This is a genomic window from Pseudomonas sp. BS3767 (genome assembly GCF_900099665.1).
GTDB classification, from domain to species: Bacteria; Pseudomonadota; Gammaproteobacteria; order Pseudomonadales; family Pseudomonadaceae; genus Aquipseudomonas; species Aquipseudomonas cerasi.
Map to the genome: position 1 here is coordinate 1067827 of NZ_FNCX01000001.1, position 12753 is coordinate 1080579.

Annotated in this window: 11 protein-coding genes and 1 tRNA gene; 4 read left to right on the forward strand and 8 right to left on the reverse strand. The window is 59.4% G+C overall.

Translation table 11 applies throughout. The features are described 5' to 3' along the window. The first annotated feature begins 21 nt into the window (after positions 1-21). On the forward strand, positions 22-1197 hold the full coding sequence (solA, locus tag BLR16_RS04120; RefSeq protein WP_058396335.1) for an N-methyl-L-tryptophan oxidase: 1176 nt from the start codon (positions 22-24) through the stop codon (positions 1195-1197). Here the strand turns inward: solA and BLR16_RS04125 are convergent, their stop codons facing one another. The 6 genes from BLR16_RS04125 to BLR16_RS04150 form a co-directional block, all read right to left on the reverse strand. After that, entirely contained in the window at positions 1198-2547 is a 1350-nt protein-coding gene (locus BLR16_RS04125; protein WP_058396336.1) for a TolC family outer membrane protein, read from the reverse strand. A 1-nt stretch (position 2548) separates the two neighbouring features. Continuing rightward, positions 2549-3886, reverse strand: a complete 1338-nt coding sequence (locus tag BLR16_RS04130) for an HlyD family type I secretion periplasmic adaptor subunit (protein WP_003435991.1) — start codon at positions 3884-3886, stop codon at positions 2549-2551. Beyond that, entirely contained in the window at positions 3883-5679 is a 1797-nt protein-coding gene (locus tag BLR16_RS04135) for a type I secretion system permease/ATPase (protein ID WP_054081081.1), read from the reverse strand. Before BLR16_RS04135 ends, BLR16_RS04130 begins: the two co-directional genes overlap by 4 nt. Positions 5680-5760: 81 nt before the next feature. Further along, on the reverse strand, positions 5761-6144 hold the full coding sequence (locus tag BLR16_RS04140; protein WP_003435993.1) for a protease inhibitor Inh/omp19 family protein: 384 nt from the start codon (positions 6142-6144) through the stop codon (positions 5761-5763). 56 nt (positions 6145-6200) lie between these two features. Next, the gene (locus BLR16_RS04145; protein WP_003435995.1) at positions 6201-7631 is read right to left on the reverse strand and encodes a serralysin family metalloprotease; all 1431 of its coding nucleotides are present in this window, start codon (positions 7629-7631) and stop codon (positions 6201-6203) included. Between the two features lie 479 nt (positions 7632-8110). After that, a complete protein-coding gene (locus BLR16_RS04150; protein WP_003317937.1) occupies positions 8111-8782 on the reverse strand; it encodes a Bax inhibitor-1/YccA family protein in 672 nt (223 codons plus the stop codon). 121 nt (positions 8783-8903) lie between these two features. Between BLR16_RS04150 and BLR16_RS04155 the strand changes: the two genes are divergently transcribed. Further along, positions 8904-8991 (forward strand) — tRNA-Ser (locus tag BLR16_RS04155). Between the two features lie 143 nt (positions 8992-9134). Further along, positions 9135-10043, forward strand: coding sequence for a LysR family transcriptional regulator (locus tag BLR16_RS04160; protein ID WP_044308814.1), 909 nt, complete (start codon positions 9135-9137; stop codon positions 10041-10043). Here the strand turns inward: BLR16_RS04160 and BLR16_RS04165 are convergent. Then, entirely contained in the window at positions 10029-10808 is a 780-nt protein-coding gene (locus BLR16_RS04165; protein ID WP_003371792.1) for a substrate-binding domain-containing protein, read from the reverse strand. The two genes, BLR16_RS04160 and BLR16_RS04165, sit on opposite strands and share 15 nt — an antisense overlap. A gap of 15 nt (positions 10809-10823) precedes the next feature. Next, the gene (locus BLR16_RS04170; RefSeq protein WP_003371790.1) at positions 10824-12125 is read right to left on the reverse strand and encodes an MFS transporter; all 1302 of its coding nucleotides are present in this window, start codon (positions 12123-12125) and stop codon (positions 10824-10826) included. Between the two features lie 234 nt (positions 12126-12359). Here BLR16_RS04170 and tusD point away from each other — a divergent pair, with 234 nt between their 5' ends. Then, positions 12360-12752, forward strand: coding sequence for a sulfurtransferase complex subunit TusD (tusD, locus tag BLR16_RS04175; RefSeq protein ID WP_003371788.1), 393 nt, complete (start codon positions 12360-12362; stop codon positions 12750-12752). Position 12753 lies beyond the last annotated feature (1 nt).

Below are 12753 nucleotides of genomic sequence, written 5' to 3' on the forward strand. Positions count from 1 at the left end.
ACCATTTATCGAGGCTCCCCTATGCAACAGCGTTGTAAAGTGGCCGTACTCGGCCTGGGTGCCATGGGTGCAGCCACTGCCTATCAGCTGGCAAAGGCCGGAGTCGATGTGATTGGCATCGACCGCTACGACCCTCCGCACACACAAGGCTCCAGTCACGGCGATACACGCATCACGCGGCTGTCGGCCGGTGAAGGTCCGCAATACCTGCCCTTGGTACGCAGCTCGCAGCGCATCTGGCGCGAACTTGAAGCATTGAGCGGCGAATCGCTGTTCGAGCAATGCGGTGTGCTGGTGATGACCTCAAGCCCGGCCTACGATCCCGAGGACGTCAACGACTTCACCCATCAGACCATCGCGCTGGCCCGTACTTATGGGGTGAAGCACGAGATACTGGCGGCCGCAGCGATTCGCGAGCGCTTCCCTCAGTTCGCTCCTGTACTGGACAGCGCTATCGGCTATTTCGAACCCGAAGGCGGATTCGTTCGGCCCGAGCGCTGCATCGCCGTACAGCTCAAGCTGGCAAGGCAACATGGCGCGCGTTTGCTGACCCATGAAACGGTCACGCACTTACAGGCGCATGGCGATCAGGTACGAATCACCACCGACAAGGGCTCGATCATCGCCGACAAGGTCGTGGTCAGCGCGGGCATGTGGTCATCCGGGCTGCTCGGCGCACCGTTCAGCGACCTGCTGCGGGTGTGCCGGCAAAAGCTGTTCTGGTTCGAGTTGCAGCACGAGGCTGCCTTTGCTGCGCGGTCGCCAAGCTTCATCCTGAGTCACGGGCCGGGCGACGCCGATGTCAATTACGGCTTCCCGCCGCTGCCCGGTGAAAACAGCATGAAGGTCGCCACCGAGCAATACAGCGAGACGTCAGCGGCGGACCAGCTCGACCGCACCATTTCCGCGCGGGAAGAACAGGAAATGTTCCGCACCCAGGTGCAGGGCAGGATAGCGGGACTGACGCCAAAGGTGGTCAAGTCTTCGGTGTGCGCTTACACGGTCACGCCGGACTGCCACTTCATCATCGATGAACATCCGCACCTGAAAAATGTGACGGTGGTCTCGGCCTGTTCCGGCCACGGCTTCAAGCATTCGGCCGGGCTCGGACTGGCGCTGGCGCAGCGCTGTATTGATGGCGAGAGCGATATGGATCTCTCGGCCTTTTCATTACAACGCTTCGCCAGGCAGGCTTGATCAGCGCGCCACCACGAACGCCTCGTCGATGCGCGCCAGATCGGTGTCGCGCAAGGTGCCCGCGTAGTAATGCAGTTTGATCCAAGCCATCAAATAGTCGTAACGGGCTTTTGCCAGATCGCGACGGGTACTGTAGAGCTGCTGCTCGGCGTTGAGGGCATCCAGGCTGATGCGCTCGCCACCCAGAATGCTCTGGCGGGTCGACTCGACCAGTGCCTGCGCCGAGATCAGCGCCTTCTGGTAGGCGCGCAACTTGCCCACACCTGACGCACAGGCGTTGAACTGGCGACGCAGCTCGATCAGGGTTTCGCGGGTCTTGCCCTCCAGCTCGTATTCAGCCTGCTCGCGCTTGCTGTTGGCCTGGCGCACCGAGGCACTGGTGCCACCTCCGGCGTACAGCGGAAGACTGAGCTCGATGCCTATCGTGTTGGTGTCGTAACGCTGATTGTAGGTGTTGCCGCTGTCCGATTCATTCTGACGGATACTTGCGTAAGCATTCACCGTCGGCAGATGCCCCGCGCGATTGCGCTCCACCTCGTATCGCGCCACTTCCAGGGACTGACGCTGCGAAGCCAGAATCGGGCTGTTGGCCATCGCCAGCGCATGCCACTCGGTAAAGCTGGACGGCGCCAGGACCAACGCCTGAAAGCTGTCCCTCAACGGGTCCAGTTGCGTAACATCGATACTCGGCTCGCCCAGCAACGCGGCAAGCTCGCGCAAGGCCGCGTCCTGCTCATCGCTGGCTTCGATCTGCTCGGCAATCGCCAGTTCGTTGCGCGATTCGGCTTCGAGAATATCGGTGCGCGTGCCCTCTCCCTGCTCGAACATCTGTCGGTTCTGCGCGAACTGGCGTTCGAACGCCTGCTGCTTGGCACGCGCGATATTGATCTGGTCCTGGGCGAAGAGTGCCTGGGTGTAGAGGGTCAACACCCGCACCAGTAATTCCTGGCTCTTGCTGCGAAAGGTCTCGTCGGCAAACAGCGCCTGGGCCAGCCCCTTGCGGTAATTGGCGTACGCCTCGTAATCGATCAATGGCTGCTGAACCGTCAGGCTCGAACCAAAACTGTTGTAGTGGCGATGGTCAGTGGTGTCTTGAGCGCTGCCTTTGAGGTTCGCCTTGGAATCGTTGCGCCCCTTGTTGTAGCTGTATGACACGCGAGGCAACAAGCCGGCACGACCGATCACCCGGTTTTCCAGGCCTGCGTCGCGCTCCTTGAGTGCGCCCAGATAAGTCGGGTCGTTGCGAAGCGCCAGCTCATAGACCTGAAACGGGCCCATCGCATGACTCAATGAAGCAGTGCCCAGCAGGATGGCCGTCAGCAAAGCGGCTTTCAGGGGATGACGAGACATCCTATTCCTCCGTCAACGCGGAGCCGGCACGGTCCAGCAAAGGTTTGAACAGATAATTGAGCAGAGAGCGTTCACCCGTGCGCACGAACATTTCAGCGGGCATACCGGGTTTGATCACCAGCCCGTTGAGTTTTTCCAGCGCCGCGTCGCCCACCGAGGTGCGCAGCACGTAATACGGCTGGCCGGTTTTTTCATCCTGCATCTGGTCGGCGGAAATCAGGCTCACTTCGCCGGAAACCCGTGGAGTGCGGCTTTGATTGAATGCAGTAAAGAGGATGTCGACCGGCAGATGGCTGGCGACCTTGTCGATCAGTTGCACCGGCAGCCGCCCTTCGACTTCCAGACGTGTACCCTGCGGGACGATTTCCAGCAGGGTTTCACCGGCACGCACCACAGCACCTTCGGTGTGCACGCCCAGATTGACGGCGATGCCATCAGCCGGCGCAAGGATTGCGCTGTGTTGCAGACTGAAACCGGCCGAGGCCAGTTGCTGCTCAAGGGTAAGCGCCTTGACCTGGGCATCGGCCCATTGGCTGCGCACCTCTTTCTGGTACTCCTCGCGCTGCTGCTGAAGGCGCAGGCGCGACTCGACGATACCTTGCTCTATACGTCCGGTTTCGCCTGCGTTTTGCGCCAGGCTCTGTTGCACCTGAGAAAGCTGACGCTGGAACTCCAGCAAGCGATTGCCGGGAATGAACCCGTTCTGCGCCAGCGGCTCCAGGTTACTCAGTTGCTTGCGTAGCGAATCAGCCTGAGCCAGCAAGTCCGAGCGGGCACGGCGCATGCCGGCGAGCTGCAGTCCGGCACCCTCGATACTCGCCTGCAAGCCGGATTGCTCGCGCGCCAGGGCCTGGCGTCGGCTGCTGAACAACTGCCGCTGCCCTTCAAGCACCAGCGCCAGCCGTGGGTCGGGATCTTGCCCCTGCCCGGCGGCAATCAGTTCTGCAGGAAAGCGCACCTCGTCAAGGTTGTCGCGCTCGCTTTGCCAGCGCGCCAGGCTGGCCCAGGCCATTCGATACTGGGCTCGCAGCGATTGCACGTCGGCTTCGACCTGAGTCTGATCGAGGCGAAACAGCGGCTCGCCCTCTTTCACCAATTGGCCTTCACTGACCAGAATTTTGCTGACCACACCGCCATCCAGCGACTGCACGGCCTTGCGCTTGCCAGAAACAACTACCGTCCCCTGCACGGCAATACCCTGATCCAGAGGAGCGAGACTGGCCCACAAAAAGAAGCTGCCCGCCCCTGCCAGCATGAGAATCCAGCCCGCGCGAACGAAGAACTGCACGCCGCGCTCCTTGCCCGGCACGGCGTAATGACTGTCGATAGGGCTGTTCATACGTCGGACTGCCTGTTCTGCGTGCCGTACTGACGGCTCATGGAAAGCCCGGCAGGTGCCGGGCGAGATTGCGATTGGGGGTGTGCTTGCGGTGCTTGCGCGGGTGAGGTCTGCCCGGACAAGGCCTGCAACACCTGAGCCGTGGCGCCGAATGCCTGCATGCGACCTTCGCTCAGCACCAGCAGACGATCGGTCTGGTTCAGAGACTGTGTGCGGTGGGTGACGAGCACAACGGTGCAGCCGCGGGTCTTGAGTTCAGCAATCGCCTGAGTCAGCGCCGCTTCACCCGCGGCATCCAGATTGGAATTGGGCTCATCGAGCACCACCAGTCGTGGATCGCCATACAATGCACGGGCCAGCGCGACGCGCTGTTTCTGACCTCCGGACAAGCCAGCGCCATCATCGCCCAGCCGCGTGTCATAGCCCTGCGGCAGGCGCAGAATCAATTCGTGTACGCCCGCCAGTTGCGCGGCAGCAACCACAGCGCTCGCATCACCCTCGCGAAAACGCGCGATGTTTTCTGCCACGCTGCCGCCGAACAGCTCGATGTCCTGCGGCAGATAACCGATATAGGGGCCCAGCGCCTCTCGGTCCCAGCGATGCATGTCAGCACCATCAAGACGTACCGTTCCGCCCAGCACTGGCCAGACACCGACCAACACGCGTGCCAAGGTCGATTTGCCGGAGCCGGATGCGCCCAGCACGCCGAGCACTTCACCGGCCTGCAACTGGAAGCTCACTTGCTGAATGGTCGGCGACGTTTTGCCGGGAGGCGCAGCACTGACCTGTTCCGCGCTGATCTGACCGCGCGGTGCCGGCAGTGGCATGCGCGGCGCGGGCTCGGCGTAGGTCTTGAGCAACTGGTCGAGGCGCCCGTAAGCCAGGCGTGCAGAACTCCATTGTTTCCAGACGGCGATCAATTGATCGATGGGGCTGAGGACCCGCCCCATGAGGATCGAACCGGCGATCATCATGCCGGCGGTCATGTCTCCGTTTATCACCAGCAATGCGCCCAAGCCCAGCACCAGCGACTGCAGACACAGACGCAGGGCCTTGCTAATCGAACTGATCACCGCGCCAGTGTCACTGGCCCGGTTTTGCAGGGCCAGAAAGCGCCCATGCACATGGAACCAACGGCGCCGTAACACTTCGAGCATGCCCATCGCCTGGATCGCCTCGGCCTGTTGCAGGTGTCGGGTCGCCAATTGTGCGGACTGCTGCGAGTAACCGCTGGCTTCGGCCAGCGGTTTGCGGGTCAGCCATTCGTTGAGGCAGGCCAGTCCGACCAGCAACACCGTGCCCACGCTGGCGAGCACGCCAAGCCAGGGGTCGAAAAGGAAGATCACCGCCAGGTAGATGGGGAACCACGGGGCGTCGAAAAACGCGAACAACGCCGGCCCGGTGAGAAACTGGCGGATGAAGGTCAGGTCACCCAGCGCCTGTCCGGCCTGACGCTGCCCGGCGTGCAGATTGCTCTCGAACGCGGCCTGATAGACGCGCAGATTGAAACGCTTTTCCAGCTCGCTGCCGATGCGGATCACCACAAAGCTGCGGATCATCTCCAGCAAGCCGATAAACGCAAAGAACCCGACTACCATCAGCGTCAGCATGGCCAGGGTGGTCTGGTTCTGCGACGTCAGTACGCGGTCATAGACTTGCAGCATGTAAATCGATGGGGCGAGCATCAGCACGTTGATCAGGGCGGTAAAGCAACCGACACCAATCAACGCGCTCTTGTAGTCAGCCAGCGCTTTATAAAGCGGCGGCCGGGCGCTTTGGGGCAACGCACTCATGGTTGTTCCTTGATGGTCTTGCCTGTGACGGAGTGACATCCCTGGGTTTTGACAAACAACTCGCGCATATCCATGAAACGCTTAATCGGCGAGCCGTCCAAGGACCAGCACCTCACCGTCGGGCAGACTCGCCTGATAGATCTGCTCCCCCATGTTATTGAGGTGAATCAGGCGATTGCCTTCCTTGTCGGTGAACGCCAGGCCATCCGGAGTCGGGAACCAGCCAGTGGGTGCTTCGTGCAACCACTTCACTGCGCAGGCGAGATCGCCCGTCAGTTTTGGTACATCGATATTGAGGTGCAATTCACAGACTTCGTTCGTCTTTCCCTGAAGAGAAAGTCGCCATTTGCCGCTGAGTTCAGCAGGATCGGGCAGTTTCAAACTCATGGCCATGCTTGCTCCAGAAATACCCGCCAGCAACGCAAAGGCGGCCGGCACGATTCGAAAAACGTGTTTGATCTTCATGACGGGGTACTTTCCAGATCATGGACGACCGCAGGGTCGTCCATGATTGTTACAGATTAAACCACGATATCAGTAGCCAACGCTTGACCAACGGTCCCCACGAGGAAGTCCCCCAAGCCCTGTCCGGTGAAGTCGATCGCCAGACTGCCCAGATTGCTGCTCTGGTTATAGTTGAGGATCGCCTCGCCAGCGTGGCCGCTGAATGCGTTGACGAACTGCAGCGCGCTCAGCGTGGAGATGGCCGATACGTCGATCTTGTCCTGACCGCTGACGAAATCACGAATCGTATCCTGGCCCGCACGGTTGGAGTCGGAGCTGGCGCCAAACACGAAGATGTCGGCACCCGCACCACCGGTCAGGCTGTCGGCGCCGCCACCACCGTAGATGATGTCGTTGCCGGCACCACCCTTGAGGTCGTTGGCGGCAGCATTGCCGATCAACAGGTCATTGCCCGAACCGCCCACCGCGTTTTCAACCACCACACCCTTGGCGATCGAAACGTTGCCCACCATGCCACCGACATCCGAGAACGACGCGGCATTGAGGTTGATCTTCTGGTTCTGGGTGAAGCCGGAGAAGTCGAGGGTATCCTTGCCCCCGCCATCCCATACCGAGAACACCACCTTGGAAGAGGCGGACGTGGCGCTGTAGAAATCGCGCCCGGCAGTGGAGTTGAACCCATAGACCGTATCACCGGCACGGGTGCTCATGTTCGCGCCATAGAGCTGCTGAACGGCAGTGATGTCATCCAGCAACGGTGCCGAAGAGTACGACGGAGCGCCGCCCTTGACGAAGTTCTGGTCAGTGTTGGACTCACTCCAGTAACTCATGACGCTGTAGCCACGGGTGTCTTCTGCGTAAGTGGCGTCCTTGTAGCTCGGATTGCCCTCGCCCGCGTTGTAGTCACCCGGGTGAGAAAGGCCCAGGGTATGGCCGATTTCATGAGTGAGGGTCTGACGGCCGTAGTTGCCATTGTCCGGGGTGGTGTTGACCTTGTAGCTGTTATCGACAAGGTACCAGGACTGGCCGTCAGTGCGGCTGTTGCCGCTGGGCAGGTAGGCAAAGGCTGCCCCGCCCGCGCTGCCGTTGCTGTAGTTACCGAAGGTCATATGCCCGTCGCCGCCGGAAGCCGCCTGGGTAAAGCTGACCTTGGCGACGTCTGCCCAGGATTGCATCGACAATACCGCCTGTGCTTTCTGCTGCGCGTTGAACGCACTGAAAGTCCCCAGCGAATTGTCGAACCCGGCAGGCTTGGCCGTCAGGAACGTGTAAGTGAGGTTGATGGTGCCGTTGCCATCGCGATCCGTCCAGGCGGCGTTGTCGCGAAGAATATAATCAGCGGCCTGATCGACCGAATACGAGGGCTTGCCATTGATCGTGAGGTTGCCGCCACGGTCATACTGGTGCGCGAACGCATTGATCTGGTCGAAAGAGGTGCTGGTAGCAGCGGAAAGTTGGATTGCAGCATTTTCTTTGACTTTCGTCATGACACTTCCTTGTTTGCTGTGTGACAGGTTAGGTACGACAGGACTCTCCCCTGTAGCGAGAGAGTCCAGTCACTCGCTTTGCGAAGCGTAAAATCGCGTTGCGTAACAAAACTGACACATCTTGAAATCTTGTGTCCAGCGCTGTTCGATGATGTCAAGTGGCCCCAAATGGGCAAGCACCTACAGCCATTGGGGAATCGCCTGATATTATTTTTTGTGATGACGAGATAGCCGATAAACGCCTGAGTAGACTGTAACAAGGTTGATAAATATGACTGATAGGTCAGGATTTTACGGTGCTGACGGAGCACGAATGCCATGGGGTCGTTACCCTCGCCAGCCAATTGCAGGGAACGGCACTTTCGCCAGCATTATCATTGGCCAAGGCTGACACTTTTGCGTACCTCAGAAACGCAAAAAGACCCGACGAGTCGGGGCTTTTTTCAAGCAGAGCGGCCTGAGTAGTCAGGCCTTGTTGATCAGTCGTCGCGGCTCATGATGCCGAAGATCTGCAGCAGGCTGATGAACAGGTTGTAGATCGATACATACAGGCTGACCGTCGCCATGATGTAGTTACGCTCACCACCCTGAATGATCGCGCTGGTCTGGAACAGAATGCACACCGACGAGAACAGTACGAAGCCCGCGCTGATAGCCAGCTGCAGACCGCTGATCTGGAAGAACATGCCGGCCACTACCGCACCCAGCAGAACGAAGAAACCTGCGGTGATGAAACCACCCAGGAAACTCATGTCCTTGCGGGTAATCAGTACGTAGGCTGACAGGCCGCCGAATACCAGAGCCGTCATCGCAAAGGCGGAGCTGACCACTTCAGCACCACCGGCCATGCCCAGGTAACGGTTGAGGATCGGGCCCAGCAGGAAGCCCATGAAACCTGTCAGGGCGAAGGTCGACACCAGGCCCCAGACCGAATCACGCAGCTTGTTGGTCAGGAAGAACAGACCGTAGAAGCCGATCAGCACCACAAAAATGTTCGGGTAGCCGACGCGCATCTGCTGAGCGACGAATGCCATGACACCACTGAAAGCCAGTGTCAGGGCGAGAAGACCGTAAGTATTGCGCAGGACACGACTAACCTCGAGCTGGTCGGCCTGCATGCCGGTTTTAAGGCTGTAATCCTGTTCGCGCATGGCGAAACTCCTTGCTGTTGAAATGTTGAGTTGCAAAGATCATAACAGAGGCGCTGCAACTGGCTAGTCACAGAGTTTGACAGCTTGTTTCATTCCGGTATTATGGCGCCCGCAACGAAGTGGAGGTATGGCCGAGTGGTTTAAGGCAGCAGTCTTGAAAACTGCCGACTGTAACAGGTCCTAGAGTTCGAATCTCTATGCCTCCGCCATATTTGGCAGCGCAAAGCCCTGATTATTCAGGGCTTTGTCGTTTCTGGTGCCAACGAAACCCTCCCGCCTCCCCGCCTTGCGAGCTGACGTGCGCAACCTGATATATTGATGTCCAGACCGAATCAATCATCCTGGTTACGCAATGCCCATCAATTTCGACCTCAACGACCTCCAGGCATTTCGTGCCGTGGTCGAGAATGGCAGCTTCCGCAAGGCCGCTGAAACCGTACAGATCACCCAGCCTGCGCTCAGTCGGCGGATAGAAAAGCTCGAATCTGCGCTGAATGTGAAGCTGTTCGAGCGGACCACCCGCAGGGTCAGCCTGACCACGGTTGGCCGCGCATTTCTGCCTCAGGTCGAGCGCATTCTGGACGATCTGGACAGCGCATTGATGACCATCGACGGCGTCGGCTCCACGCGAATGGGCAGCGTGACGATTGCCTGCGTGCCTTCAGCCGCCTATTACTTCATGCCTCAGGTGATCAGCGCCTTCCACCAGCTGTTTCCGAAAATCAGAATTCGGGTCATGGACGCCAGCGCCAATGAGGTCAACAGTGCGGTTGCCTTGGGCGAAGCCGATTTCGGGGTGAGTTTCAGCGGCAATCTGGCGCCGGAAGTGGATTTCGAACTGCTGCTGCAGGAACGCTACGTGATGGCCTGCAGACGGGATCACCCGCTGGCAATGTGCGAAAGCGTCAGTTGGGAGGAGATGTACCGCCACGATTACATCGCCCTGGACATCACTTCAGGTAATCGTCTGGTGCTGGATCAGGCGCTGGCACCGTCGCGCCCGCATAAGGAAAGCATCTGCGAAACCCGCCATGTCACGACCATGATCGGCCTGGTGGAGGCCGGGCTTGGCGTGGCTGCGGTGCCGTCGATTGCCATGCCGATGACCGCTCACCCGTTTCTGGTGAGCGTGCCATTGGTTGCGCCCGAGGTGATGCGCAATGTGGGGCTGCTCAAGCGTCGTGGCAGGACCTTGACACCGGCAGCCCTCGAGCTGGAACAGCTGGTCAGGAAAATGCCGTCACGCTCAGCGGGGAACTGAATCCAGCCCGGTAGACTGCACCGTGGCCTGGACTTTCGGGGAGGCCAGGTAATCCAGCAAGGCCTTCGCCTCTTTCGGGTGCTCGGCATTGACCGGGATGCCCGCGGCATAACGGGTGACCGACTGAACGTCTTCCGGGATCTTCGCCACGAACGTCACGCCGGGAATCGGCAGCAGCTCGGCAACCTGTTGAAAGCCCACTTCGTAGTCGCCCTTGGCAACCACCGAAGCAACCGGGATGCGCTCGATCATCTTGCCCTTCGGCGCGAGTTCCTTCTCGATACCGAGCTTTTTGAAAAGCTCTTTTTCGATGTATACGCCACTGGCGCTGTCGGAGTAAGCCACCGACTTGGCCTTGAGCAAGGTCGCCTTGAGCTCACTGTCGGTGCCAATCGCAGGCTTGGCCGCACCCTCCTTCACCACCATTCCGATACGCGAGTCAGCCAGCTCGACCCGCGATGCCGGGTCTACCTTGCCTTGCTTGATCAGATCATCCAGCGCATAGCCGACCATGATCACCACATCGGCGTGTTCGCCACGGGCCAGACGATTCGGAATGGCCTCGGGCGCCTTGCCCATCGATGGGCCGAGAATGGTGTCCAGCGAGTCCCCGGAAGACGCCGCGTATTGCGGTCCCAACAGTTTGTAAGCAGCCGTAAAGCCCCCGGAGGTCATAACCTTGAGCTGTTCAGCCTGCGCCGCCGCACTGACCGCGATACAGCCGAGAAACAGCGCGGCCAATTGAGTTTTGTATAACGATTTCATAGTGATTTTCCTTGATTAAACAGCCAGTTGCGGGCGGGTCGAGATGTGCCGGTAGAGCACCAGTGTGGCACCCAGCGCACAGGCTGCAGCGAACGTCATCCAGTAAGCAGGTGCAGCCTTGTCGCCGGTGAGGTGGATCAACCAGGTCGAGATCGCCGGAGTGAAACCACCGAAAACCGCCGTCGCCAGGCTGTAGGCCAGAGAAAAACCGGCAACACGCACCTCTACCGGCATGATTTCCGTCAACGCTGGAATCATCGCGCCGTTATACAACCCGTAGAGGAACGAGAACCACAACAGCACTTCCAGCATATGACCGAAGCTCGGTGCCAGGGCCAGGAAAGACAGCGCCGGGTAGGCACTGATGATGGTCAGCAGCGTCATCGCGACCAACAGTGGCTTGCGCCCGAAACGGTCGCTCAACATGCCGCCGACCGGCAGCCAGATAAAATTGGAGACACCGACCAGCAATGTCACCAGCAGCGCATCGGAGGTACTCAGATTGAGTACGGTTTTGCCGAATGTCGGTGCATAGATGGTGATCAGGTAAAACGTGGTAGTGGTCATCGCCACCATCAGCATTCCGGCAATCACCACGCGCCAGTTTTGCAGCAGCGTCGCGAACACCTGTCGCATGGTCGGCCGGTGAGCACGTGTGGCGAACTCTTCGGTTTCCTGCAGGCTGCGGCGCAGCAGGAAAATGAACGGGATGATCAGGCAGCCGATGGCGAACGGAATTCTCCAGCCCCAGTCAGCGACAGCAGCAGGTGCCATCCATTGGTTCAAGCCGTAACCCAGTGCAGCGGCAACAACGATTGCCACCTGCTGGCTACCTGACTGCCAGCTGGTATAGAAGCCCTTGCGGCCGGGTGTCGCCATCTCCGCCAGATACACTGACACGCCACCCAACTCGGCACCGGCAGAGAAGCCCTGCAGCAAGCGGCCGACCAATACCAGGGCAGGCGCCCACAGGCCGATGCTCGCGTAACCGGGCACCAGAACGATCAGCAGCGTGCCGCTGGCCATGATCGACAGCGTCACAATCAAGCCTTTGCGCCGGCCGACGTCATCGATGTAAGCGCCCAGAATCACGGCACCCAACGGACGCATCAGGAAGCCCGCACCAAAGACCGCGAAGGTCATCATCAGCGAAGCAAACTCACTGCTGGCCGGGAAAAAGGCGGAGGCGATCTGGGTGGCGTAGAAGCCGAACAGGAAGAAGTCGAATTGCTCGAGGAAATTACCGGAGGTAACCCGAAATACCGCGCCTGCCTTCGACCGGGAGGATTCTTTTCGTAATGAGGATGAGCCGTGCATCAATGTTCTCCAGCGATCTTATTAGAGTGTTGTAAGCGCTTGTGAGGAAGGAGTCTGCCGGACACACTTTGAAACGATAAGTGCTATGTTTTCATCGATTGATGCCCGACAAACATCAATCGAAACTCAAACAGTTGTACCCCGACCTAGCACTTGCAGGTCAACCCGCGCCAAACTCACACGCCAGCCCTTGAATTCTTTATCATTGCGCATGTTTTGTTGGCAGAGCCGATCATGAAATTCGCCATCTCCCTTTTTTCCGCCGCCCACGCGCCCTCCTCTCGGCGAGCCTTGCAGTTCGCCAGGGCGGTGCTGGCAGGCGGGCATGAAATTGTCCGGTTGTTCTTTTACCAAGACGGCGTACACAGCGCGTCGGCCAACGTCGTAACGCCGCAGGACGAGCAGGATATGGCACTGCAGTGGCGTGACTTCATCGTCGAGCACAAGCTGGACGGCGTGGTGTGCATTGCCGCCGCGTTGCGTCGCGGTGTGCTCGACACGCAAGAGGCCGAGCGTTATCAGCGGCCGGCGGCAAACCTGCGCGAGCCATGGGAATTGTCCGGGCTGGGCCAGTTGCACGATGCCGTGCAATCGGCTGATCGCCTGATCTGCTTCGGAGGGCCATGAG

Bases quoted from the DNA above. Each gene is read 5' to 3' on its own strand.
- BLR16_RS04145 (WP_003435995.1), bottom strand. From the start codon at position 7,631: ATGACGAAAGTCAAAGAAAATGCTGCAATCCAACTTTCCGCTGCTACC.
- BLR16_RS04135 (WP_054081081.1), bottom strand. From the start codon at position 5,679: ATGAGTGCGTTGCCCCAAAGCGCCCGGCCGCCGCTTTATAAAGCGCTG.
- BLR16_RS04125 (WP_058396336.1), bottom strand. From the start codon at position 2,547: ATGTCTCGTCATCCCCTGAAAGCCGCTTTGCTGACGGCCATCCTGCTG.
- BLR16_RS04150 (WP_003317937.1), bottom strand. From the start codon at position 8,782: ATGCGCGAACAGGATTACAGCCTTAAAACCGGCATGCAGGCCGACCAG.
- tusD (WP_003371788.1), top strand. From the start codon at position 12,360: ATGAAATTCGCCATCTCCCTTTTTTCCGCCGCCCACGCGCCCTCCTCT.
- BLR16_RS04165 (WP_003371792.1), bottom strand. From the start codon at position 10,808: ATGAAATCGTTATACAAAACTCAATTGGCCGCGCTGTTTCTCGGCTGT.
- solA (WP_058396335.1), top strand. From the start codon at position 22: ATGCAACAGCGTTGTAAAGTGGCCGTACTCGGCCTGGGTGCCATGGGT.
- BLR16_RS04160 (WP_044308814.1), top strand. From the start codon at position 9,135: ATGCCCATCAATTTCGACCTCAACGACCTCCAGGCATTTCGTGCCGTG.
- BLR16_RS04170 (WP_003371790.1), bottom strand. From the start codon at position 12,125: ATGCACGGCTCATCCTCATTACGAAAAGAATCCTCCCGGTCGAAGGCA.
- BLR16_RS04140 (WP_003435993.1), bottom strand. From the start codon at position 6,144: ATGAAGATCAAACACGTTTTTCGAATCGTGCCGGCCGCCTTTGCGTTG.
- BLR16_RS04130 (WP_003435991.1), bottom strand. From the start codon at position 3,886: ATGAACAGCCCTATCGACAGTCATTACGCCGTGCCGGGCAAGGAGCGC.